This window comes from Streptomyces sp. CA-251247 (assembly GCF_050952975.1).
Taxonomy (GTDB): Bacteria; Actinomycetota; Actinomycetes; order Streptomycetales; family Streptomycetaceae; genus Streptomyces; species Streptomyces achmelvichensis.
Genome location: NZ_CP191861.1, coordinates 3,721,080 through 3,743,895 on the forward strand (window position 1 = coordinate 3,721,080; position 22,816 = coordinate 3,743,895).

Here is a 22,816-nt window from a genome sequence, read left to right on the forward strand (position 1 = left end):
CCCTGTCCGGGCGCCCCCCTTCTTGCGTGTCCGCGTTCTCGCGTGTCCGCGTTCTCACGTGTCCGCGCAGGCCGGTGTCTCAGTCGAACCAGCGGTTCCGGGCCAGCTCGTCCGTACGCGACGAGTCCTCCAGCAGCGCCGCCACCTCGAAGCGGCGCGGCCACTGGGCCGCCGCCCACGCGAGGCCCGCCGCCACGCCCTCCACCGTGGATGCGTGGATCACCCCGTCCGGGGTGCGGCGCCATTCCAGTTCGGTGCCGCCCGCGATCAGTTCGTCGTGCTCGATGTACGTGGCCGGGGTGCCCGCGCCCAGCAGGACGTGCACCGACTCGGGGACCTCGTACTCCTCGCCCTCGGTCGTGACCTCCGCCGCCACCGTCTCGCTCAGGCGGGGTACCTGGAACAGCTCCGCCAGCTCCGCCGCCCGGGACGGAGCCACCGGCAGCAGCGGGATGCCGACGGTGAGCGGGAGGAGGTCGGGGGCGTCGGCCACGACAGCGTCGGACGCGTCGACCACCCGGACCTCTCCGTCCACCACCGCGCGAAGCTCGTCCGGCAGCGTCACCTGCTCCGGGTCGAGCTCCGCCAGCGCCGTGTAGAGCGCGTGCAGTTGGGCCGGCCGCACCGGCAGGCCGGGGTCCGCGAGGCGGCCGAGCAGCTCGGCCGCGCCGCCCGGCTCGTCGATGAGGGACGCCACCGACGTCCGTACGCCCAGCGCCCGCAGCACCTGCGCGTCGTCGAAGCCGGTCGCGTCGACGGCCTCGTACAGCCCTTCGAGCAGCGGATCGCCGCCCGCGGCCCGCAGCCCGGCGGGCCGCCTGCCGTCCAGGACGGGGTGGTCCCGCAGCCACCACGCGGTGTAGGGCCGCACGGTCTCCGTCGTGCCGTCCGGCAGCAGGACCCGTACGGCCTGGGTGAGCGCGTCCCGCAGCGGCGGCTGGGCCAGCAGCGCCAGCGCCTGCGGCCAGCGGTCGTCGTCCACCAGGTCCAGATCGCGCACCGCGACGATCTCCGTGGCGACCGGGGGCACGGGTGTGTCCGGCAGCCGGTCGAGCACGTCCTCGCACCAGACGTCGACCGCGTCCAGCAGGCCGGCGTCGTCGGGTTCCGCGAAGTCCCCGTCGCGGGGCTCCAGTTCATCGGGGTCGAGGACGACGTCCGTGGCCCGTACCAGCGCGAAGTTCGCCAACACCCCGCAGGCGGCGAGCGGCTGCTCGCCCCACCGTTCGGCCAGTTCCGCATCGCACAGCGCCAGCTCGTCGTCGCGCATCACCGACGCGAACGGGCTGCCCGGCAGCACCAGTTCACCCGCCGGGGCGAGCTCCCCGTCCTCGTCGGGCAGCGCGAGGGCGCCCAGCCAGGGCTCGTCGCCGGGTTCGAGACCCGCGTCCCGTACGAGCGTGAGCACGGTCTGCACGACCTCGTCGGCGTCGAGCGCGTCCTCGTCCCACATCTCGCCGGCGTCCATCGACCCGGCGACCGCGGCCCGCACCTGCGGCGTCGTGAGCACCGCTCGCGGTGTCGCGGGCAGCGCCCCCAGCTTCTCCAGCAGCGGGTGCGCCGCGTCGGGGTGGACGACCTTCAGGCCGAGCCGGGCCAACTCCTGCGGGGTGTCGGCCAGCGGGAGCAGCGTCTGCCGCGGCCCGATCGTGGTCCGGGAGTCCGCCAGCGGGACGGGCAGGCCCGTCAGCCGGTCGGGGTCGACACCGGCGAGGCTGTCGTAGAGCCGCCGCCACCAGTCCGGTTCGCGCTCCAGCCCCGCGAGCCGGTCGATCGCCTCGGTCAGCGGGACCCGGGCGACGCCGAGCGTCCGCAGCTCCACCCGGCGCTCCAGCCCGGCCGGCAGCAGACTCGGCAGCACTTCGGCGAGCACCTGCACGGTCTCCGCGCCGGCGCCCTCCAGGACCTCCGCCTCGATCGGCCGCAGACCGGCCGAGGATTCGCCCACGGGCAGTCCGGTGTCGTCCCGTCCGGACCACTCCCCGGCGACGTCGCGCGGGGCCGCCGCCTCCAGGAACGCCGTACGCGGCAGCAGCCGCAGGATCGCCGCCCGCAGTGCGCCGTCCAGCTCGCCCTTGCCGAGCGGGCCCGGCACCAGGTCGATCGTGCCGACCGTGACGGGCTGCCAGTCGCCGAGCAGCTCGGCGTAGGCCTGCGCGGCGCGCTCCACGAGGAAGTCGGTGAGCGGCCCGGGCGCCGGATGGCGGCGCGTGGTGTCCAGCGGAAGCGTGGCGATCAGCAGCGCGGGGACGCCGAGGGGTTCGTCGGTGGGGGTCGGCGCGTGCACCACGGGCGCGGTACGCGGCCGGGCCGGCGCGCCCTCGTCGTCGACGGGCACGGCCCAGGTGACGGCCCAGTGGGGCCGCAGACGCTCCTCGACGGGCCGGTCCGCCAGCAGGGCCGGAGCGAGGCCGCCGCCGTGGCTGACGACACGCCAGCGCCGCTCGCCGTGCGCGCTGTCCTGGACGTGGACGTAGGGACCCTGGACGGTACGCCTCAACTCCCGTACGCCGTCCGGGGTTTCGATCACGATCTCGGCGAGGCCGGGGAGGGTGAGGAGCAGCGCGTCGTCGACCCCGGCGAGCAGCCGCTCCACGAGGTCGGCCGCCGCGCCGTCGCGCAGCGGCAGGACGACGACGGTGTCGTACCCCTCGGGGGCCGTGCCCTCGGCGGGCAGCGGCAGCCGCAGCAGCGGTACGTGCCCGTCGCGGCGGCGCAGCTCGTCGCCGAGGCCGGGGCTCGCCTGGGCGGCCTCCTCGGCCAGACCGCGCGCCTCGGCGAGGGACCAGCGGACGCCGCCGTGGCGGCCGATGACGGCGGGTTCGTCGCTCACGGCCAGCACGGCCGCGAAGCCGACGCCGAACCGGCCGACGGCGCTCTCACCGCTGTCGCGCTTGGCGGAGGCACGCAGGGTGCTCAGCGATTCGACGCCGGTGGCGTCCAGGGCCGCGCCGGTGTTGGCGGCGGCGAGGACCGGTGGTGCGTCCCCGGTGCCGGGGTGCAGGGTCAGCCGCAGGCGGCCGGCGGTCCCGGCGCGGGCGGCGGCGTCGGCGGCGTTCTGGGCGAGCTCGACGACGAGGCGGTCACGGTAGCCGCCGAGGACGAGGTCCTCCTCGGCGTTCGCGTCCTCCCGGAAGCGAGCGGGGCTCGCACCCCACGCGTCGAGCACGCCGCGCCGCAGCCGCGCCGTCCCGAACGGGTCGGCCCACTCGGTCGTCCTGACGCTCACGCTGTGACTCCGCTCTTCCGCTGATGCCGCCGGTGCCGTGCTGCCGGCACTGCCGGTGCTGCCCGGACTCGTGCCGGCGGTGATGCCTGTGCGGCCGAAGGTACCGCGTACCGAGCGCGGGACGTCCAGAGGGCGGAAGGAGCTGTGTCCACCGATTTGTCCCCGAACGGGGGGACACATCGGGGACGGGCACGACGCAGCGCCGGGCGGGTGGATCGGGCGGGCCGGGCTCGCGCGAGCCCGGCCCGATCCGTACGCAGGCGTTACGAGTGCCCGAGGTCGTCCGATTCGGCGTCCGGCTCCGAGGACACCGAGCCCCCGTCGCGGGCGGGCCGCAGCGGGAACGCGTCCGCCCCCATCGAGTCGAGCACATGCGGTGCGGGCGTCGGCGTCTTCGGCATCACGGCGGCCTCGGAGTGGCCACCGCAGCCGTACGCGAAGGACACGACATGCCCGTCGGCGGGCGAGAACTCGTTCGCGCAGAGGCCGAAGGCCTGCCCCAGCGAGCCTCCGATCGGCACGAGGAACCCGCAGGAGGCACAGGGAGCGGGGGCTGCCTGCGCCATCGGGGTGTTCGGCCCGAAGGACTCCTCCCAGCGGGCGGCCGCAGCGCGCAGGCCGTACCGGGACAGCACCCGCGCCCGGCGCAGTCCCAGCTCCTCGGCGATCGACGTGATCGCGCCCCGGCCGTTGCCCCCGCTGCCCGCGGGCCTGCGGTCGGTGAGCTCGGCGTCCTCGTCCTCGACCCGTTCGGCCAGGTCGTGCAGTGTCTCGGCGACGGCGGAGTTCGGCGGCGGTGCGTCCTCGCCGGTCCAGCCGGGTTCGAGGCGCAGGTCCTCCGCCTCGGTGGGCAGCAGATCGCCCGGGCCCATGTCGCCCGGCCGCAGCCGCTCGCTCCAGGGCACCCACTCGGGGGCCAGCAGCGCGTCGGGTCCCGGCAGCAGGACGGTCTCGTCGAGCGTCACGACCTTCGCGCGGGAGGCGCGGGCGACCGTGACGGCCCAGCGCCAGCCGCGGTAGCCGGGTTCCTTGCTCTCGAAGAAGTGCGTGACGACGCGGTCTCCCTCGGACACGAGGGACACATGCTCGCCGACCACTCCTGGGGCAGCGGCCTCTTCGGCCGCCTCCCGGGCAAGGTCTACCGCCTCGGCGCACAGACGGTCGGGGGTTCGGCTTCGCGTCGTCGCAGCACTCACAGGTCTCGCTTCTCTCCTACGCCGTCTCACGGGTGCGCCGGCCGATTCGTGAGGGACGGGCCGCAGGCGGAGCGGACCAGAGGGCCGCATCGACGTCCGCGCCCAGACCAACCTGTCTCGGGCACACCTACCGTCATCCATTCTGCGGGATGCCGAAGAGGCGCGCGGCCGAGAACAACCGCCGGTGGCGCGCTACGCACGCTACCCCCTCCGCAGCCCGCCGCCCACCTGCGCGCCCCAACAAGGGTCCAACTACGACGCATCTCGGTTCGTCATGGCGGGGCTTGGGGCACTATGACGTGGTGGCAACCGTGAGGTCGTCGGAGCGAGCCGGGCCGGTCGGGAGGGCGGGCCGGGCGGTCGGACGCGCCCTTCATCTGCCGTTCACCGGCACCGCCCGCGGCATCCGGAAAGCGACACACGCACACGGCGCGGGCGAGTCGGGTCTCGGAAAACTGATCGAGCTGCACGCGGTCAACGGCGCGGGCGATGTCATGATCACCGTCGCGCTGGCGACGACGGTCTTCTTCTCCGTGCCGACGGACGAGGCGCGCGGCCGGGTGGCGCTGTATCTGGCCATCACCATGGCGCCCTTCACCCTGCTCGCCCCGGTCATCGGCCCGCTGCTGGACCGCATCCCGCACGGCCGACGGGCGGCGATGGCGGGAGCCATGCTCACCCGGGCGGTGCTCGCGGTGACGCTGTCCGGCGCGGTGGCGACGGGCGGTCTGGAGCTGTATCCGGCGGCGCTCGGAGTGCTGGTCGCGTCCAAGGCGTACGGAGTGGTGCGCAGCGCGGTCGTGCCACGTCTGCTGCCACCGGGGTTCTCGCTGGTCAAGGCGAACTCCCGGGTCACCCTCGCCGGGCTGCTGGCGACCGGGATCGCTGCGCCGATCGGGGTGGGGCTGCAGAAGATCGGGCCCGAGTGGCCGCTGTACGGGGCGTGTGCGCTGTTCCTGCTCGGCGCGTACTGGGCCTTCACCATGCCGCCGAAGGTGGACTCGGCGAAGGGCGAGGGCAAGGCGCACATGCTCACGCACGGGGAGAAGAAGCCGAGCCTGCGCACGGTCGGGCCCTCGGTGCTCCACGGTCTCCAGGCGAACGCGGCGTTCCGTGCCCTGTCCGGGTTCTTGATCTTCTTCCTCGCCTTCCTGCTGCGCGAGCATCCGCTGGCCGGGCAGAGCGCGGCGGTCTCGCTCGGCATCGTCGGCGTGGCCGCGGGTGTCGGCAACGCGCTCGGCACGACGGTCGGGGCGTGGCTGAAGTCGCGCGGCCCCGAGGTGATCATCGCGACGGTGCTGGCGGTGGTGCTGGCGGCCGCGATCGCCACGGCGGTGTTCTTCGGCGCGGGCATGGTGGCGGTGCTGGGCGCGTCGGCGGGTCTGTGCCAGGCGCTGGCGAAACTGTCCCTGGACGCGCTGATCCAGCGCGATGTGCCCGAGCAGGTCCGTACGTCGGCGTTCGCCCGCTCGGAGACGCTGCTCCAGATGGCGTGGGTGGTCGGCGGTGCGATCGGTATCGCGCTGCCGCTGAACGGCACGCTGGGCATGTCGGTGGCGGCGGGCATCGTGGCGGTGGGCGCGGCACTGTCGGTACGGGGCCTGCTGACGGCGGCGCACCGGGGCAGCCACCCGCGCCCGAAGCTGGCGTAGGGCGCCGCCTCAGAGGCCTGCGCCTGCGCCTGTCGGGGACAGGGCCCGCACTTCCTCACCCGCCGGCGGGGCCGGAACGGGCGGGCTCAGCCACCAACCGCGCGGCGACACGCCACCCCCGCGCCGACCCGCGCCCCCGGCCCGATAGCCTTTCGGCCATGACCGCTGCGTTCTTCTCCGGCAAGCGCCGCCGTGCTGCTGCCGCCGTCGGTGCCGTCTCCGCCGGGCTCCTCGTCCTCTCCGCCTGCGACAAGCCGACACCGCTCGCGACCGTCACGGTCGGGACGAACTCGGTCAGCACCGAGGCGGCCTGCTACAACGACGGTGCCGCCATCAAGGAATCCCTGATCCAGGGCTGCCTGAACAAGAAGGACGGCAAGACCGTCAAGGTCGCGATGGACGACAAGGTCCGCTTCGGCGTCGACCCCGAGATCGCCGACAACGGCTGGACCCTGTTCATCGGCGGTCAGCAGGCCGAGCAGGAGCCGTACAAGAAGACGTACCGGACCATCCCCGGCAACGCGTTCTTCGCCTCGCAGACCGGCGAGACCACGAACAAGGCCCAGGTCAGCATCGTGGAGACGGACGGCAAGAAGCTCGTCGGGATCTGGCACTTCACCCTCGAGAAGACCTCCTGACCCCAGGAGCGTGGCTGTGCGCGTACTTGTCGTGACCGCGGTGGCGGCGGAGGCCGGATCGGTCGCCGCCGGCCTCGCGGGTTTCGCGGACGGGAGCCCGCGGGCCCTGCCGGGCGGCTACGCGCTGACGCGGTACGCGCGCCCTGCGTCCGGCGCGCAGACCCCGGTCGTGCTCGTGGACGTCCTTGCGGCCGGCGTGGGTCCGGCAGCGGCGGCGGCAGCGACGGCGACCGCCCTGACCGCACCGGCACACGAGCAGGCACGGGCACTGACCGCGGCACCCTCACAGGCACCGGGGGATGCCCCCGGCACCCTCCCGCCCTACGACCTCGTCGTCTCCGCCGGCATCGGCGGCGGGTTCCCGTCCCGCGCCCCGCTCGGCACGGTCGTCGTCGCCGACGAGATCATCGCCGCCGATCTGGGCGCCGAGACCCCCGACGGATACCTCCCCGTCGACCGGCTCGGATTCGGCCGCACCACCCATCTCCCGCCCCCCGGGCTGCCGGGCCGGGCCGCGAAGCTGCTGGACGCCGGCGGGCTGCCGCATCTCGTCGCACCTGTGCTCACCGTCTCCACGGTGACCGGCACCGCCCGCCGGGCCGAGGAGCTGATCGCGCGTCACCCCCGCGCCGGCGCCGAGGCGATGGAGGGCTTCGGGGTCGCCGAGGCCGCCGCCGCCCACGCCCTGCCCGTCCTGGAGATCCGTGCGGTCTCCAACCCCGTCGGCCCGCGCGACCGCGACGCCTGGCGCATCAAAGAGGCCCTGGACTCCCTTCGGCACGCCTTCCAGCTGCTCACACCCCTGTTCGAGGAATCGCCGTGACCCTGCAGATCGCGTACTCGCCCTGCCCGAACGACACGTTCGTCTTCGAGGCCTGGGCGCACGGCCGGGTGCCGGGCGCGCCCGGTGTCGACGTCACCTTCGCGGACATCGACATCACCAACGGCATGGCGGAGCGCGGCGAGTCCGACATCCTCAAGGTCTCCTACGCCGTACTGCCGTGGGTGCTCGACGAATACACCCTGCTTCCCTGCGGCGGGGCGCTCGGCCGCGGCTGCGGTCCGCTGGTGCTGACCCGTGAGCCGGGGGTGGACCTGCGGGGGAAGACGGTCGCGGTGCCGAGCGAGCGCTCCACCGCGTATCTGCTGTTCCGGCTGTGGACCGCGGACCTCGTGCCGGGAGGCGTCGGCGAGGTCGTCGTGATGCCGTTCCACGAGATCATGCCCGCCGTGCGCGACGGCAAGGTGGACGCGGGTCTGGTCATCCACGAGGCGCGCTTCACCTACCAGAACTACGGGCTGCACTGCCTCGCCGACATGGGCGAGCACTGGGAGTCCACCACCGGGCTGCCCATCCCGCTGGGCGCGATCATCGCCAAGCGGTCGCTGGGCGCCGGGACTCTGCGGCAGCTGGCCGAGTCGATCCGTACGTCGGTCCGCATGGCCTGGGACGATCCCGCGGCCTCCCGCACCTACGTACTGGAGCACGCCCAGGAGATGGATCCTGCGGTGGCCGATCAGCACATCGGGCTCTACGTCAACGAGTTCACCGCCGACCTCGGCGAGGACGGCTACGCCGCGGTGCGCGGGCTGCTGACACGCGCCGCGGCCGAGGGGCTGGTACCGCCCCTCGGCCGCGATGCGCTGGGTTTCGTCGACAACTGACCGGGCCCGGCGGCCCGACTGCCTCTAGACGTCGAGCTGGTCCGCCACGGCGCGCAGCAGGCCGGCGATCTTCGCGCCGTGCACCTTGTCGGGGTAGCGGCCGCGCTCCAGCATCGGCGTGATGTTCTCCAGCAGCGTCGTCAGGTCCTGGACGATGGAGGCCAGCTCATCGGGCTTGCGGCGCTGTGCCGCCGCCACGGACGGGGTCGGGTCGAGAACCGTCACCGACAGAGCCTGGTCGCCGCGCTGACCCGCGACCACGCCGAACTCGACACGCTGACCGGGCTTGAGCGCCTCCACCCCGGCGGGCAGAACCGACGAGTGCACGAAGACGTCGCCGCCGTCGTCGCGGGAGAGAAAGCCGAAGCCCTTCTCGCTGTTGAACCACTTGACCTTGCCGGTAGGCACGTCTGTCCTCGTCCTCGTACTCTTGGGGCGCTGGGGCACCGGAAGATGGGCGCCGAAAAACGGCTCTGGATAGCACTACAGCGGGTCGCCTGACCCGCCACCCCCAAGGCTAATGGTCCAGGGGCCGGTGACAAGACGTCGCCGATCGGTTCCTACGCGCAGGGAACTACCCTGGCCGGATGACTGCTACTCCTCCCGCCCCCGGTGACGGGCTGGTCCGTGCCGGCGCCATCGTGTTCATCGTCGGCGCGGTCGCCACACTGGTCACGGTGGCACCGTTGTTCCTCGGCACCGAGCCCTTCCCGTCCCTCGCGTACGCGGTCTGCATGCTGATGGGCGTCGGCTTCCTGATCGCCGCGGCCGGTGTGCTGCGCTCCATCGCGGTGCAGCGCCGCGCGGCCAGGTCGGCACAGGCGGCGCAGGCACCTCAGGCGGCTCGTCCCGCCGCGTAGTCGCGGAGCCAGGCCGGGAAGGCCATCAGGTCGTCGAGCACCACGTCCGCGCCGGCTTCCCGCAGTTCATCGGCGCTGCACGGGCCCGTCGGCACCACGACCGACAGCGCCCGCGCGGTGCGTGCGCCGCGCACGTCCCCGGTGTGGTCGCCGACGTACACGCTCGCGCCGTGCTCGCGCAGCGCCTCCCCCTTGGCCTCCGCCCACAGCCAGCCGATCACCGCGTCCGGCTCGATGCCCAGGTGCGCGAGGTGGAGCTTGGCGTTCGGCTCGTGCTTGGCGGTGACGACGATCGCGCGGCCGCCGAGGTCCTGGACCGCGGTCACCGCCTCACGGGCTCCGGGCATCGCGAGGGTCGGCCCGATCGCGTACGTGGGGTAGAGCTCGCGGTACCGGTCGCCCATGGCCTGGATCTGCCGGTCGGGGAACCAGTGCGCCAACTCCTGCTCCAGCGGCGGGCCGAGCCGGGTGACGGCGAGGTCCGCGTCGATCCACACCCCCGTCTCCGCCGAGAGCGCACGGTAGGCGGCGTGGATGCCCGGGCGGGAGTCGATCAGTGTCATGTCGAGGTCGAACCCGACGGTGAGAGGGCCGTCGGGGCGGGCCGGGGACGCGGACGACGGGCCGGGTGAGGGGTGCGATGCCATAAGACCATTGTGCCCATCGGGCCGCGGGGACCCTTCCGTAGACTCAGGCAAGCCTTACCAACCCTTTGTCCCGTTCGATTGGTCCCCATGTCAGCCAGACGCGCGCTCGCGGTCCGCCGCATCGGCTGGACGGCCGCCGCCGTCGCGGCCCTGCTGTTCGCGATCCTGCTCAGCCTCGCGGTGGGCGCGCGGGCGATCGCGCCGACGGCCGTACTCGACGCCCTGCTGCACGGCGGGCACAGCGACGACGCCGAGGTCGTCCGCCAACTGCGCGTCCCGCGCACCCTCATCGCTCTGATGGTCGGCGCGGCGCTCGCCCTGGCCGGCACGGTCCTCCAGGGCATCACCCGCAATCCGATCGCCGACCCCGGCATCCTCGGCATCAGCCAGGGCGCCTCGGTGGGCGTGGTCCTCGCCATCGCCTTCGCCGGGATCCACACGCTGACCGGGTACGTCTGGTTCGCCTTCGCCGGCGCGGCACTCGCATCCATCGCGGTGTACGCGATCGCCGCGAGCGGCAGGGGCGGCACGACCCCCGTGAAGCTGGCGCTCGGGGGCGCGGCCATCAACGCGCTGCTGGTGTCGGTGACGATGGCGGTCCTCACGACGAAGGCGGCGACGCTGGAGGAGTTCCGCTTCTGGCAGGTGGGGTCCGTCGCCGGACGGGACGCGGAAGTCGTCGGCCAGGTCTGGCCGTTCCTGCTGGTGGGCACGGTCATGGTCGTCTCGGTGGCGCGGGGCCTGGACGCGCTGGCGCTCGGCGAGGACGTGGCGAAGGGGCTCGGCCAGAACGTGGCGACCGTGCGGATCGTCGGCGGGGTGGGCGCGACGGTGCTCACCGGCGTGGCGGTCGCGGCGGCCGGCCCGATCGCGTTCGTCGGCCTCGCGGTGCCGCACATCGCCCGCGCGATCGTGGGCGGCGACCACCGCCGGCTGCTGCCGATGGCGGCGCTGATCGGCCCGGTGATGCTGCTGGTGTCGGACGTGATCGGCCGGATCGTGTTCCCGCCCGGGGAGATCCCGGCGGGTGTGATGACGGCGCTGATCGGTGTTCCGTTCCTGGTCGCCCTGGTCCGCCGCAAGGCGGTCCCGGCATGAGCGCGACCCTCCACCGGGGCGGCGCCGACCGGTTCGGCCACCGCACCCGTCACCGCGACACCCGTACCCGCGAGACCTGTTCCCGCACCACCCACCGCGCAGGGGCCACGACATGAGCGGTACCACCGTCCGCCCCCCGGGGTACGCCGTGGTGCGAGCCGGGCGCGGCTCGTACCTCCTGCACCGGCGCGCCGCCGTCACCGCCGCCGCTCTCGCCGTGGCGCTCGCCGTCGTCTGCGTCGCCTACCTCAGCGTGGGAGAGAGGCTCGTCGCGCCCGGTGAGGTCGTCCGGGTGCTCCTCGGCCGGCCCTCCGCGGACGAGCTGGTCGTCGGCACCCTGCGACTGCCCCGGATGACCGTGGGGCTGCTCGTCGGCGCCGCCTTCGGCATCGCGGGCGCGCTCATCCAGACCGTCGCCCGCAACCCCCTCGCCAGCCCCGACATCATCGGGATCAGCCAGGGCGCGAGCGCGCTCACGGTCGGGGCGATGACCTTCGGGCTCACCTCCTACACCGTCCTGCCCTACCTCTCGGTCGCCGGCGGTGTCGCGGCCGCCGCACTCGTCTACGCCTTCGCCTGGCGGGGCGGCCTGCACGCCACCCGCTTCGTCCTCATCGGCATCGGCTTCGCGATCGCGCTGCGCTCGGTCACCACGCTCTTCCTGACGAAGGGCGACGTGCTCGTCGCCCAGCAGGCCCAGATCTGGATGACCGGTTCGCTCAACGGCCGGGGCTGGGAGGAGGCGGCGCCCCTCGGCTGGCTGCTTCTCGCGCTGGTCCCCGCGATCCTGTGGGCGGCCCGCGCTCAGCGGACCGTCTCCCTCGACGACGACACCGCGACCGCGCTCGGCGTCCGGCTGGGACGCGTACGCCTCGGGCTCGTCCTGCTCGGTGTGGTGCTCGCGTCCGTGGCGACCGGCGCCGCCGGACCGGTCGATTTCGTGGCGTTGCTCGCGCCGCAGATCGCCCGCCGGATGACGCGGACCGCGCAGATCCCGCTGCTCTCTTCCGCCCTGATGGGCGCGGTGATCGTCGTACTCGCCGATCTCCTCGCCCGGAAACTTCTCGCGCCCACCGAACTGCCGGTGGGCGTGCTGACGGCCGCCGTCGGCGCCCCGTACCTGATCTGGCTCATCGTCCGGAGCCGTACCGCTGGAGGAACGTCGTGAGCAGGCTCACCGCTCGCGGGCTGACGCTCGCCTACGAGGACCGCACGGTTGTGCACGATCTCGACCTGGCCGTCCCCGACGGGCAGGTGACGGTGATCGTCGGCCCGAACGCCTGTGGCAAGTCCACGACCCTGCGCGCGCTCGGCCGACTGCTCAGGCCGAAGGGCGGGGCCGTCCTGCTCGACGGCGACGAGCTCGCGAGGATCCCGACGAAGCGGATCGCCCAGTCGATCGGACTGCTGCCGCAGTCTCCCGTCGCCCCCGAGGCCATCACCGTCGCCGATCTCGTCTCGCGCGGCCGTCAGCCCCACCAGGCCTGGTGGAAGCAGTGGTCACAGGAGGACGAGCGGGCGGTCACGGACGCGATGGCGCGCACCGATGTGACCGCTCTGGCGGAGCGTTTCGTGGACGAGCTCTCCGGCGGGCAGCGCCAACGGGTGTGGATCGCGATGGCGCTGGCCCAGGAGACGGACCTGCTGCTGCTCGACGAGCCGACGACGTTCCTCGACATCGCGCACCAGGTGGAGGTACTCGACCTGATGCGCCGGCTCAACCACGAGCGCGGACGCACGGTCGTCGCCGTGCTCCACGACCTCAACCAGGCGGCCCGGTACGCCGATCACCTGGTCGCGATGAAGGAGGGCCGGATCGTCGCGGAGGGGCACCCCTCGCAGGTCGTCACGGCCGCGCTCGTACGCGAGGTCTTCGGCCTGGAGTCGGTGGTGGTCCCGGACCCGGTGACGGGTTCGCCCCTGGTGGTACCGGGCAGTCCGTGGCCGGCCGGGACCGGGGACCGCGTCCCGGTGCAGTCCGGGAGCACCGATCCGCTCCGGACCGGCCTCACGTCCTGACCACCGCCGAACCCCGCACGGCTCACCGCCTCCGCGCCCGCCACACCAGATAGAGCGCGGAGGCGAGCGCCGCGCCCTTCAGCACCCAGGGCCAGGTCCCGGCCAGCGCGTCGCGCATGCCGTTCTCCGGGATCGGCTCGCCCCAGCGGCCCTCGAACCGGCCCCAGAGCCAGACCAGTCCGCCGGTCACGGCGGCTCCCGGCAGGCCGAAGACCGCCGTCTTCACCTCCGCGGGCGTGAGCCGGCGCGAGCCGTACGCGAGAAGCCAGCCGAGGCCCAGCGCGAGCCAGTTGCCGAGGAGTGCGCCCGCGACCAGCAACGCGGCCGCGAGCAGCAGGAACGGGTTGCCCAAGCCCGCCCGGGGCACGGCCTCCTCCGCGCGGCGCCACAGCCGGGGCAGCCGGCGGCGGCGCGCGACGACCGTCTCCGTCGCCTCGCCGGCCGCCTCCTCGCTCTCGTACTCCGCCGCCTCGGCCTCCTCCTCGGCGGCCCTGGCGGCCTTCGCCGCCAACTCCTCCTCGGTGGGCGGGGGTTTGAGTATCTCGGGGATCTCCACCCCGCCGGTGAAGCCGGCCACGCTCTCGCCCGCGCCGAACGGCTTGGGCTCGACCCGCCACCAGTCGACCCCGTCGGACGGCCCCAGCTCGTCCATGCCGGCGAGATGGGGCGGCGACGCGCCCACCGACGGCTGCGGATTCCCGGGCCGTTCGCGGGCCGTTCCGGTGCGTGGCCGGGGTACCCGGCGGCGTACGCGCTGGGCCGGCAGATCGGCGGTGGGAAGGAGTTCCGGCGGGGCCGCGCGCGAGGGCGTGTGCCGGATGGCCGGCGGCTGTGCCGGGCCGTCACCGTCCGAGGCCGAGGCGACCACTTCGTCCGGTGTGCCGAGCCGTCCGAGGATGCGGCGCACGGCCGCCGGGCTGTCGGACACGGCTTTCGCGCGCTGCCGGTCGATCTCGCCGCGCAGTGCCGACACCAGCTTCATCCGGGTGCCGGACGGCAGCTGTTGCCGCTGCGCCAGGTCGCCGACCCGGCTCAGATAGTCGTAGACGAGCTGGTCGCTCTCGATCCCCACGGCCGTTTCCCCTGACGTTCCCCTGCCGGGCCGCCCTGTCTTCCCGGGCCCGCCCTGTCCCCGACGGTAGCGCTCCAGGGTCTACCGTGGGGCGGATGGGGACCATGCCCGAAGGAAGCAGCAGTCCGCGCACGCTGGCCGAGGCCCTGCGTACCCGCGACGACGAGGAGCTGGCGGCGCTGCTGCGCGCCCGCCCCGATCTGCTGAACCCCGTACCCAACGATGTGACGCAGCTGGCCACGCGTGCCGGCACCCGCGCCTCGGTCGTGCGGGCACTGGAGCGTCTGGACCGGTTCGCGTTGCAGACGGCCGAGGCGCTGGCGGTGGCCCCCGACCCGGCCCCGTACAAGACCCTGCTCGCCCTGCTGTCCGGTGACGAGGGCGACCCGGACGTCGAGGCGGCCCTGCCGCGCGCGCTGGGTGTGCTGCGCGGGCAGGCGCTGGTGTGGGGCGGCGACGACCGGCTGCGGCTGGTGCGTACCGTGCGCGAGCTGCTGGCCCCCTCCCCCACCCGGCCGTCGCCGACCGGGCTCGGCCCGACCGTCGCCGAGTCCACGTCGGGGATGTCGCCGGGCCGCCTCCAGGACATCCTGGCGGCCGCCGGGCTGTCGACGACGCACGATCCGGTGTCCGCGGTCGCCTCGCTGACCTCGTTGTTCACCGACCGCAGACGGATGGGCGCGCTGCTGGACACCGCGCCGTCGGAGGCGCTGACGGTCCTGGACCGGCTGGTGTGGGGGCCTCCGTACGGCGAGGTGACGGCGAATCCGGCGCCGCCCGTGCAGTGGCTGCGCGACCACGGCATGCTGCTGCCCGCCTCGCCGCGCACCGTGGTGCTGCCCCGTGAAGTGGCCCTGCATCTGCGGGGCGGCCGGGCGCACCGGGTGCCGGAGCCCGTGCCGCCGGCGGTGGGGCCCGCCGCGAGCGCGTCCCTCACGCAGGGCCGTCCACAGGTTGTGGACAGCACCGCGGCCGGCCAGGCCTTCACCGCGCTGTCGACGGTCGAGGACCTGCTCCAGGACTGGCACGAGGGCGGACCTGCCGTCATGCGTTCCGGCGGTCTGTCCGTACGCGATCTCAAGCGGGCCGCCGCCGCGCTGGACACCGGCGAGCAGATGGCCGCCTTCTGGATCGAACTCGCCTATGCGGCCGGCCTGTTGGCGGCGGACGGCGAGGCAAACGAGCGGTACGCCCCGACGCCCGCGTACGACGAGTGGCTCACCCTGCCCCCGGCCGAGCGCTGGGCGCTGCTGGCATCGGCCTGGCTCACCGCGACGCGTACGTCCGGTCTGATCGGCGGCCAGGACGCCAAGGGCCGCTCGCTCTCGGCGCTCGGTCCCGATCTGGACCGTTCGGCGGCCGCGGAGGTGCGCCGCCGGGTCCTCGATCTGCTGGCCGTGCTGCCGGCGGGCACGGCCCCGGACCCGGAGACGGTGCTCGCCAGGCTGCGCTGGGAGCGTCCGCTGCGGGGCGGGACCGGCGCGGACGCCAACGCGGCCCGCAGCGCCGCGGACGGTTCCGTGGATCTGCGCTCACGCGTCGCGGCATGGACGCTGACGGAGGCGGAGACGCTGGGTGTGACGGGCCGTGGCGCCCTGTCGGCGCACGGCCGCGCGCTGCTCGGCCCTTCGGGTCCCTCGGGCACGGGCCCTGACGCGGCCCGCACCCCCGGCCCCGACGCCTCACGCACCGCGGGCGCCGGCCCCGATCCGGTCGCTCTCGCCGCCGCCGCGCTCGCGCCGCTGCTGCCCGAGCCGCTGGACCACGTCCTCCTCCAGGCCGACCTCACCGCCGTCGCCCCGGGCCCGCTGGAGCGGCCGCTCGCGGAGACGCTGGCCGTCCTCGCCGATGTGGAGTCCAAGGGCGGTGCGACGGTCTACCGCTTCACGCCGGGCTCGGTCCGCCGTGCGCTCGACGCCGGACGGTCCGCCTCCGACCTGCACGCGTTTCTCGCCACCCACTCGCGCACGCCGGTTCCGCAGCCGCTGTCGTACCTGATCGACGACGTGGCCCGCCGCCACGGCCATCTGCGGATCGGCGCCGCCTCGGCGTATGTCCGCTGCGACGACGACGTCATGCTGGACGAGATCCTCGCCGACAAGCGCTCCCAGGGCCTGCGTCTGCGACGCCTCGCGCCGACCGTGCTCGCGGCCCAGGCCGACCCGGGGGCTCTCCTCGACGGTCTGCGGTCCATGGGGTACGCGCCCGCCGCCGAGTCGGCCGAGGGCGATGTCCTGATCACCCGGGCGCACGCCCGCCGTACGCCGCCGCGCACACCTCCCGCGCCGGTCCCGGACGGCCCGCCGGTGCCCGACCCCACGCTGCTCGGCGCCGCCGTGAAGGCGATCCGGGCCGGGGACCTCGCCGCCACCGTCGAACGCAAGCCCGCCCCCGAGCCCTCACCGAACGGCAGCCTGCCGCGGTCCTCCTCGGCCGAGACCCTCGCCACGGTGCAGGCCGCGGCGATGACGGGCTCGGCGATCTGGATCGGCTATGTCAACGCGGAGGGTTCGGCGAGCCAGCGCGTGATCGCGCCGGTGCGCGTCGAGGGCGGGTTCGTGACGGCGTACGACCACACGGCCGACGAGGTCCGCACCTACCCGCTGCACCGCATCACGGGCGTCGCGGAACTCGCCGACGACTCCGCCTGACCCGGTCGGCGACCCGCGTCCGCACGGCCCGCCACTCGGCACCCGGCCGGGTACGGGCCTTGGCCCGGGCGGCCTTGCGCTTGCGCTCGCGCTCCCGGCTGCGTTCCAGCCGGCGCTCCTCCGCCTGCTCCGCGCGCTCCTGGGCCCGCTGTCCCGGCCGCGCGAGTGCGTGGAATCGGCGTCCGATCTTGCGCCCCACCAGGAGGTACGCGATCAGCGCGCCGCTGGTGTTGAGGATGACGTCGTCGACGTCGAAGGCGCGTCCCTCGACGATCGCGCCCTGCGCCATCTCCACGAGCACCATCACGAGCGCGGTCAGCACCACGACCCGCACCATGCGCATCTTGCGCGGCACCAGCACGGGCAGGATCAGCCCGAACGGGGCGCCGAGCACCAGATTGCCGCCGACCTGCTTGCAGGCCGCGAGGAACGTGTAGTCCTCGGCGTACTGCCGCAGCGAGTTCCCGGGCCGCAGATTGGCTCCGGCGATCTCCGACGAGGCCGGCGACGGGGTGAGCGTCAGTTTGGCCAGCACGGCGGAGAAGCCGACCAGCGCGACGAACCCCAGAACCATGATCAGAACGCGGAGGGCGGTCCTGCCCCATGAGACTTCTGCCACGACGCTTCCGGGCGTGGCGCCTTCCCGTTGTACGGTCATGGGTCCCTGGTGCCCCCGCCCGCCGGGATCAGGCCCGCCACTTCTGTCGCCCGGTACGGCACACTGGAGGTTTGGCTTACCGAAAGGGCGCAGGTGTGAACGGACCCCTCATCGTCCAGAGCGACAAGACTCTTCTCCTCGAAGTGGACCACGAGCAGGCGGACGCCTGCCGTCGCGCCATCGCGCCCTTCGCGGAGCTGGAGCGCGCGCCCGAGCACATCCACACCTACCGGGTCACCCCGCTCGGTCTGTGGAACGCGCGGGCCGCGGGACACGACGCCGAACAGGTCGTCGACGCTCTGGTCGAGTTCTCGCGTTACCCCGTCCCGCACGCGCTGCTCGTCGACGTCGCCGAGACGATGGCCCGCTACGGCCGGCTGACCCTCTCCAAGCACCCCGTCCACGGACTGGTGCTCACCAGCAGCGACCGGCCGGTCCTGGAGGAGATCCTCCGCTCGAAGAAGGTCCAGCCGCTGGTCGGCGAGCGGCTCGACCCGGACACGGTCGCCGTGCACCCCTCCGAGCGCGGTCAGATCAAGCAGACGCTGCTGAAGCTGGGCTGGCCCGCCGAGGACCACGCCGGCTACGTCGACGGCGAGGCGCACCGCATCGACCTCGACGAGACCGGCTGGGCGCTGCGCCCGTACCAGAAGCAGGCCGTCGAGGGCTTCTGGCACGGCGGCTCGGGTGTCGTCGTGCTGCCCTGCGGCGCCGGCAAGACCCTCGTCGGCGCCGGTGCGATGGCGCAGGCCAAGGCGACCACGCTGATCCTGGTGACCAACACGGTCTCCGCCCGCCAGTGGAAGCACGAGCTGGTGAAGCGGACGAGCCTGACCGAGGAGGAGATCGGCGAGTACAGCGGGACGCGGAAGGAGATCCGCCCCGTCACCATCGCCACCTACCAGGTGCTGACGACCCGGCGGAAGGGGATCTACCCCCACCTGGAGCTCTTCGACTCCCGCGACTGGGGCCTGATCCTCTACGACGAGGTGCATCTGCTGCCCGCACCGGTCTTCAAGTTCACCGCCGACCTCCAGGCCCGCCGCCGGCTCGGTCTGACCGCGACGCTCGTCCGCGAGGACGGCCGCGAGTCGGACGTGTTCTCGCTCATCGGCCCCAAGCGCTTCGACGCCCCGTGGAAGGAGATCGAGGCGCAGGGCTACATCGCGCCCGCTGACTGTGTCGAGGTCCGGGTCAATCTGACCGACGCGGAGCGGCTCGCGTACGCCACCGCCGAGACCGAGGAGAAGTACCGCTTCTGCGCCACCACCGCGACCAAGCGGAAGGTGACGGAGGCGCTGGTCGCCAAGCACCGCGGTGAGCAGACGCTGGTGATCGGCCAGTACATCGACCAGCTCGACGAGCTCGGCGAGCACCTGGACGCACCCGTGATCAAGGGCGAGACGTCCAACGCCCAGCGGGAGAAGCTCTTCGAGGCGTTCCGGCAGGGCGAGATCTCCGTCCTGGTCGTCTCCAAGGTCGCGAACTTCTCGATCGACCTTCCGGAGGCCACGGTCGCCATCCAGGTGTCGGGCACCTTCGGCTCCCGCCAGGAGGAGGCCCAGCGCCTCGGCCGGGTGCTCCGCCCGAAGGCCGACGGCCACGAGGCACGGTTCTACTCGGTGGTCGCGCGGGACACGATCGACCAGGACTTCGCGGCGCACCGCCAGCGCTTCCTGGCCGAACAGGGCTACGCATACCGGATCATGGACGCGGACGAGCTGCTGCGCTGACGGCACCCTCGCGCCAGCGCCAGCACCGTGAACCCCAGCAGCGGGTACGGGGACGCCAGTACCTGCTGCCACCAGGGCAGCCGCAGGTCGAGGTCCCCGTGGTGCGGCACCAGCCACAGGGTGCGCGCCATGAAGACGGCGGCGACCACCGCGGCCGTGCGCATCCGGTTCTCCGCGATCAGCAGGGCCAGCAGCGGGACGCACCACACCCAGTGGTGCGACCAGCTGATCGGGGAGACGAGCAGGGCGGTCGTCGCGGTGGCCAGGACACCCCACGGTCCGTCCGCGCGGACGGCGATCCACAGCCCGGCGACGGCGGTGAGGGCGGCGGCGAACAGCCAGACCGCCCCGGGTTCCCCGGTGTGCAGCAGCCGGGCGAACAGTCCCTGAAGGGACTGGTTGTCGATGATCCACGCCTTGCCGACCCGGTCCGTCTCGAAGATGCGCCGGGTCCAGAAGTCCGCGCTGGCCTGCGGCAGGACGAGCGCGCCCAGGGCCACGGTGCCGGCGAACGAGCCGAGTGCGGTCAGTCCCGCCCGGACCCGGCCCGTGATCAGCAGATGGACGACGAACACCAGCGGCGTGAGCTTGATGCCCGCGGCGACCCCGATGGCGAACCCTTTTCCGATGGCCGCCTCGTCGCGGGACAGGTCCCAGAGCAGCAGGCAGACGAGGGCGAGATTGATCTGTCCGAACAGGACGGTCTGGAAGACGGGTTCGAGCCACAGGCCGGCGGCCACGGCGGCCAGGACCAGCGGGGTCCGGGCGGGCAGGCCCGCGAAGCGGCAGGAGAGCCGCACCAGCAGGGCGAGCAGCAGGACATTGCCGACGGCGAAGACCACCTTGAGCGCGGGGACGGGCAGCCAGGTGGTCGGTACGAAGAGGATCGCGGCGAAGGGCGGATACGTGGCGGGCAGACGCCATTGGGTGACGGTGAACCCGTAGAGATCGGTGCCGTTGGCGACGGCTGCTCCCTCCGCCCGGTACACGAGCGTGTCGGCCATCGGGATGCGCTGGGCGATGCAGAGTCCGGCGAGCGCGGCGAGGGAGACGGCGAGAGCGGTCGAGGTGACTGCGGTGAGTAAACGAGGGGTCACGTTCCGGTACTTCACGGCCGCGACCCTAGTGGATCAACGGCGGCGGACGCCCGCTTCCTCCGCGTACTCACCGAGGACGGCAACGCTGAAGACGGCCTCGGCGAAGACCTTGACGGCACGCAGGGCGTTGCCGACGCGGTGCGGGGAGTGCGGGGCTCCGGTCGCGGTGGCTCCGTGATGGGGTGGAGGGACATGGGCTGCTGGGGTGAAGGTCGCTGTACTCATACCTCCATGATGGGATTCCCGCGCGCGCAGAACATCGATCCATGGACTGAACCCTGCGGACCCGTGCGTACGACTCCAGACAGAGGCCGTCCCCTACGGGGAGGACGCCTGCGCGTAGTACTCGCACGGCCGGGCGTCACCCTCGCGCGACTTCGGGCCGCCCCGCGTCACCCTCGCGCGAAATTCGGTCGCCCGCGCCCACCGCGCTGATTAGACTCCTCCGTCTTGCCCGCCTCCCGCTGAGGAGCGCCACCGCCCGGTCGGAAACCGGGTGGTCTGCCTGCCCAGATCCCTGCCGTAGCCGCCGGAGGCGACCCGTGCCCGCGCACGCCCTTGAACCCGACCCTGCCGACACCGACCCCCTGTCGCGTGAACGTGCCCACCTTTCGGCCTCGCGCGACGCCCTGCGTGTCATGCGGGAGGACGTCCAGGCCCTCGACATCAAGGACGTCACCGCGAACTGGGTGAACGCGGCGGTGCTGGAGGCGCAGATCGACGAGCGCATCAAGGCGCTCGCCGACCTCTCCCACACCCCGCTCTTCTTCGGCCGCGTCGACTACCTCCACACCACGCAGGAGGGGCAGCGCTTCTACATCGGCCGCCGCCATGTGCACGACGTGGACGGCGATCCGATGGTCGTCGACTGGCGGGCACCCGTGTCGCAGCCGTTCTACCGGGCGTCGAAGAAGGACCCGCTGGATGTCGCACTGCGGCGGCGCTTCGGCTACACGGCCGGCGACCTCACGGCGTACGAGGACGAGCATCTGAGCGATCCGGCCGAGGCGGAACGGACCAGCAGGCTGCTCCAGGCGGAGATCGAACGGCCGCGTGTGGGCCCGATGCGGGACATCGTCGCGACGATCCAGCCGGAGCAGGACGAGATCGTACGGTCCGGCCTCGGCGGCACCGTCTGTGTGCAGGGCGGCCCCGGCACCGGCAAGACGGCCGTCGGTCTGCACCGGGTGGCCTATCTGCTGTACGCGCACCGGGAGCGGCTGGCGAGGACGGGCACGCTGGTCGTCGGGCCGAACCGGTCCTTCCTCCACTACATCGAGCAAGTGCTGCCGGCGCTCGGCGAGTTGGAGGTGAAGCAGGCGACCGTCGACGACCTCGTGGCGCATGTGGAGGTGCGCGGGACCGACGAGGCGGCGACCGCCGTCGTCAAGGGCGACGCGAGGATGGCTCAGGTGCTGCGCCGGGCCGTCCGCTCCCATGTCAGCCTCCCTACGGAACCGCTGATGGTCGTCCGCGGCTCCCGGCGGTGGCGGGTGCCTGCCTACGAACTCGAGGAGATCGTCCGCGAGTTGCTGGACCGCGACATCCGCTACGGCGCCGCGCGGGAGGCGCTGCCGCAGCGCATCGCGCACACGGTGCTGGTCCGGATGGAACAGGCGGGCGAGGCGCCGGACGACCGTGTGCAGGACGCGGTGGCACGCAACCCCGCGGTGAAGGCGGCCGTCAAGGCGATGTGGCCGCCGGTGGACCCGGCGAAACTGGTGCTGCGGCTGCTGTCCGACGCGGACTTCCTGGCCGCGCACGCGGAGGGTGTGCTGACACCCGAGGACCAGAAGAGGGTCCTGTGGCAGAAGCCGCCGCGGAGCCTGCGGACGGCGCAGTGGTCGGCGGCGGACGCGGTGCTGATCGACGAGGCGACGGACCTGGTGGCGCGCACGCACTCGCTGGGTCATGTGGTCCTCGACGAGGCGCAGGACCTCTCCCCGATGCAGTACCGCGCGGTGGGCCGACGCTGCACGACGGGCTCCGCCACCGTGCTGGGCGACCTGGCACAGGGCACCACCCCCTGGGCGACGGAGAGTTGGCAGGAAGCGCTGTTCCACCTGGGCAAGCCGGACGCGGTGGTGGAGGAACTGACGGCGGGCTTCCGTGTGCCGCGCGAGGTCATCGCGTACGCCTCTCGGCTGCTCCCGCACATGTCGCCCGGGCTGCGGGAGGTGAGTTCCGTACGGGAGTCGCCCGGTTCGCTGACGATCCGTGAGGTGCCGGACCTGGACGCGGCGGTGGTGGCGGCGTGCGAGGAATCGCTGCGCCACGAGGGCTCGATCGGCCTGATCGCGGCGGACGGCCGCATCCCGGCGCTGAGCGAAGCACTCGCGGCGGCGGGCCTGACGTGGCTCACCCCGGGGTCGGAGACGACCTTGACATCCCGTCTCACGCTGGTCCCGGCGTCCCTGGCGAAGGGTCTGGAGTACGACTACGTCGTCCTGGACGACCCGTCGTCGGTGGTGGCCGCCGAACCCGACGAACGCACGGGCCTGCGCCGGCTGTACGTGGCCCTGACCCGCGCGGTCTCGGGACTCACGGTGCTGCACAGGTCGCCGCTGCCGGCCCAACTCGCGTGACAGGGACGGCCCGCGC

The 22,816-nt window shown here is 73.3% G+C and carries 19 protein-coding genes; 11 read left to right on the top strand and 8 right to left on the bottom strand.

The genetic code is table 11. The annotated features are described in order from the left end of the window. Positions 1–79 precede the first annotated feature (79 nt). Both ACQPWZ_RS16195 and ACQPWZ_RS16200 read right to left on the bottom strand, forming a co-directional pair. On the bottom strand, positions 80–3,229 hold the full coding sequence (locus ACQPWZ_RS16195) for a sacsin N-terminal ATP-binding-like domain-containing protein (RefSeq protein WP_433571699.1): 3,150 nt from the start codon (positions 3,227–3,229) through the stop codon (positions 80–82). Between the two features lie 263 nt (positions 3,230–3,492). After that, on the bottom strand, positions 3,493–4,425 hold the full coding sequence (locus ACQPWZ_RS16200) for a DUF3027 domain-containing protein (RefSeq protein WP_405570679.1): 933 nt from the start codon (positions 4,423–4,425) through the stop codon (positions 3,493–3,495). 302 nt (positions 4,426–4,727) lie between these two features. On the opposite strand from ACQPWZ_RS16200, the gene ACQPWZ_RS16205 reads away from it, so the two are divergent. The 4 genes from ACQPWZ_RS16205 to ACQPWZ_RS16220 all read left to right on the top strand — a co-directional run bounded on the left by ACQPWZ_RS16205 (position 4,728) and on the right by ACQPWZ_RS16220 (position 8,380). Next, positions 4,728–6,077, top strand: a complete 1,350-nt coding sequence (locus tag ACQPWZ_RS16205; RefSeq protein WP_340473781.1) for an MFS transporter — start codon at positions 4,728–4,730, stop codon at positions 6,075–6,077. Positions 6,078–6,235: 158 nt separating this feature from the next. After that, positions 6,236–6,715 (top strand): DUF2771 domain-containing protein, encoded by a 480-nt coding sequence (locus ACQPWZ_RS16210; RefSeq protein ID WP_340473783.1) that lies wholly within the window; start codon positions 6,236–6,238, stop codon positions 6,713–6,715. A gap of 16 nt (positions 6,716–6,731) precedes the next feature. Then, positions 6,732–7,538 (top strand): futalosine hydrolase, encoded by an 807-nt coding sequence (locus ACQPWZ_RS16215; protein WP_433571700.1) that lies wholly within the window; start codon positions 6,732–6,734, stop codon positions 7,536–7,538. Next, positions 7,535–8,380 (top strand): 1,4-dihydroxy-6-naphthoate synthase, encoded by an 846-nt coding sequence (locus ACQPWZ_RS16220; RefSeq protein WP_313945646.1) that lies wholly within the window; start codon positions 7,535–7,537, stop codon positions 8,378–8,380. Before ACQPWZ_RS16215 ends, ACQPWZ_RS16220 begins: the two co-directional genes overlap by 4 nt. A 24-nt stretch (positions 8,381–8,404) precedes the next feature. On the opposite strand, the gene ACQPWZ_RS16225 is transcribed toward ACQPWZ_RS16220, so the two are convergent. Beyond that, positions 8,405–8,788 (bottom strand): cold-shock protein, encoded by a 384-nt coding sequence (locus ACQPWZ_RS16225; protein ID WP_327682950.1) that lies wholly within the window; start codon positions 8,786–8,788, stop codon positions 8,405–8,407. A gap of 179 nt (positions 8,789–8,967) precedes the next feature. Here ACQPWZ_RS16225 and ACQPWZ_RS16230 point away from each other — a divergent pair, with 179 nt between their 5' ends. Then, complete coding sequence (locus ACQPWZ_RS16230) at positions 8,968–9,240, top strand: hypothetical protein (protein WP_340473787.1); 273 nt, start codon at positions 8,968–8,970, stop codon at positions 9,238–9,240. Here the strand turns inward: ACQPWZ_RS16230 and ACQPWZ_RS16235 are convergent. Continuing rightward, entirely contained in the window at positions 9,216–9,887 is a 672-nt protein-coding gene (locus ACQPWZ_RS16235; RefSeq protein ID WP_433571701.1) for an HAD family hydrolase, read from the bottom strand. The genes ACQPWZ_RS16230 and ACQPWZ_RS16235 overlap by 25 nt on opposite strands. Positions 9,888–9,974: 87 nt before the next feature. Between ACQPWZ_RS16235 and ACQPWZ_RS16240 the strand changes: the two genes are divergently transcribed. The 3 genes from ACQPWZ_RS16240 to ACQPWZ_RS16250 all read left to right on the top strand — a co-directional run bounded on the left by ACQPWZ_RS16240 (position 9,975) and on the right by ACQPWZ_RS16250 (position 13,004). Beyond that, positions 9,975–10,985, top strand: a complete 1,011-nt coding sequence (locus ACQPWZ_RS16240) for a FecCD family ABC transporter permease (RefSeq protein ID WP_433571702.1) — start codon at positions 9,975–9,977, stop codon at positions 10,983–10,985. Between the two features lie 112 nt (positions 10,986–11,097). Continuing rightward, positions 11,098–12,153, top strand: a complete 1,056-nt coding sequence (locus ACQPWZ_RS16245; protein ID WP_433571703.1) for a FecCD family ABC transporter permease — start codon at positions 11,098–11,100, stop codon at positions 12,151–12,153. Further along, positions 12,150–13,004, top strand: a complete 855-nt coding sequence (locus tag ACQPWZ_RS16250; RefSeq protein ID WP_433571704.1) for an ABC transporter ATP-binding protein — start codon at positions 12,150–12,152, stop codon at positions 13,002–13,004. Before ACQPWZ_RS16245 ends, ACQPWZ_RS16250 begins: the two co-directional genes overlap by 4 nt. A gap of 22 nt (positions 13,005–13,026) precedes the next feature. On the opposite strand, the gene ACQPWZ_RS16255 is transcribed toward ACQPWZ_RS16250, so the two are convergent. Beyond that, positions 13,027–14,076: a hypothetical protein gene (locus tag ACQPWZ_RS16255; RefSeq protein WP_433571705.1), complete on the bottom strand. Its 1,050-nt coding sequence runs from the start codon at positions 14,074–14,076 to the stop codon at positions 13,027–13,029. 104 nt (positions 14,077–14,180) lie between these two features. Between ACQPWZ_RS16255 and ACQPWZ_RS16260 the strand changes: the two genes are divergently transcribed. Beyond that, entirely contained in the window at positions 14,181–16,727 is a 2,547-nt protein-coding gene (locus tag ACQPWZ_RS16260) for a helicase C-terminal domain-containing protein (RefSeq protein WP_405575902.1), read from the top strand. On the opposite strand, the gene ACQPWZ_RS16265 is transcribed toward ACQPWZ_RS16260, so the two are convergent. Then, positions 16,690–17,346 (bottom strand): VanZ family protein, encoded by a 657-nt coding sequence (locus tag ACQPWZ_RS16265; RefSeq protein WP_433571706.1) that lies wholly within the window; start codon positions 17,344–17,346, stop codon positions 16,690–16,692. The two genes, ACQPWZ_RS16260 and ACQPWZ_RS16265, sit on opposite strands and share 38 nt — an antisense overlap. Positions 17,347–17,480: 134 nt before the next feature. Between ACQPWZ_RS16265 and ACQPWZ_RS16270 the strand changes: the two genes are divergently transcribed. Further along, the gene (locus ACQPWZ_RS16270; protein WP_340473794.1) at positions 17,481–19,118 is read left to right on the top strand and encodes a DNA repair helicase XPB; all 1,638 of its coding nucleotides are present in this window, start codon (positions 17,481–17,483) and stop codon (positions 19,116–19,118) included. Here the strand turns inward: ACQPWZ_RS16270 and ACQPWZ_RS16275 are convergent. Together ACQPWZ_RS16275 and ACQPWZ_RS16280 are read right to left on the bottom strand one after the other, a co-directional pair. Then, positions 19,076–20,122, bottom strand: a complete 1,047-nt coding sequence (locus ACQPWZ_RS16275; RefSeq protein WP_433573829.1) for a glycosyltransferase 87 family protein — start codon at positions 20,120–20,122, stop codon at positions 19,076–19,078. The two genes, ACQPWZ_RS16270 and ACQPWZ_RS16275, sit on opposite strands and share 43 nt — an antisense overlap. 126 nt (positions 20,123–20,248) lie before the next feature. Beyond that, positions 20,249–20,440, bottom strand: a complete 192-nt coding sequence (locus tag ACQPWZ_RS16280; RefSeq protein WP_313945636.1) for a hypothetical protein — start codon at positions 20,438–20,440, stop codon at positions 20,249–20,251. Positions 20,441–20,757: 317 nt separating this feature from the next. On the opposite strand from ACQPWZ_RS16280, the gene ACQPWZ_RS16285 reads away from it, so the two are divergent. Next, positions 20,758–22,800 carry a HelD family protein gene (locus tag ACQPWZ_RS16285; protein ID WP_433571707.1) on the top strand — a complete coding sequence of 681 codons (2,043 nt, stop codon included), beginning with the start codon at positions 20,758–20,760 and terminating at the stop codon, positions 22,798–22,800. The last annotated feature ends 16 nt before the right edge of the window (positions 22,801–22,816 follow it).

Bases quoted from the DNA above. Each gene is read 5' to 3' on its own strand.
- ACQPWZ_RS16280 (WP_313945636.1), bottom strand. From the start codon at position 20,440: ATGAGTACAGCGACCTTCACCCCAGCAGCCCATGTCCCTCCACCCCAT.
- ACQPWZ_RS16245 (WP_433571703.1), top strand. From the start codon at position 11,098: ATGAGCGGTACCACCGTCCGCCCCCCGGGGTACGCCGTGGTGCGAGCC.
- ACQPWZ_RS16210 (WP_340473783.1), top strand. From the start codon at position 6,236: ATGACCGCTGCGTTCTTCTCCGGCAAGCGCCGCCGTGCTGCTGCCGCC.
- ACQPWZ_RS16260 (WP_405575902.1), top strand. From the start codon at position 14,181: ATGCCCGAAGGAAGCAGCAGTCCGCGCACGCTGGCCGAGGCCCTGCGT.
- ACQPWZ_RS16235 (WP_433571701.1), bottom strand. From the start codon at position 9,887: ATGGCATCGCACCCCTCACCCGGCCCGTCGTCCGCGTCCCCGGCCCGC.
- ACQPWZ_RS16240 (WP_433571702.1), top strand. From the start codon at position 9,975: ATGTCAGCCAGACGCGCGCTCGCGGTCCGCCGCATCGGCTGGACGGCC.
- ACQPWZ_RS16230 (WP_340473787.1), top strand. From the start codon at position 8,968: ATGACTGCTACTCCTCCCGCCCCCGGTGACGGGCTGGTCCGTGCCGGC.
- ACQPWZ_RS16275 (WP_433573829.1), bottom strand. From the start codon at position 20,122: ATGGCCGACACGCTCGTGTACCGGGCGGAGGGAGCAGCCGTCGCCAAC.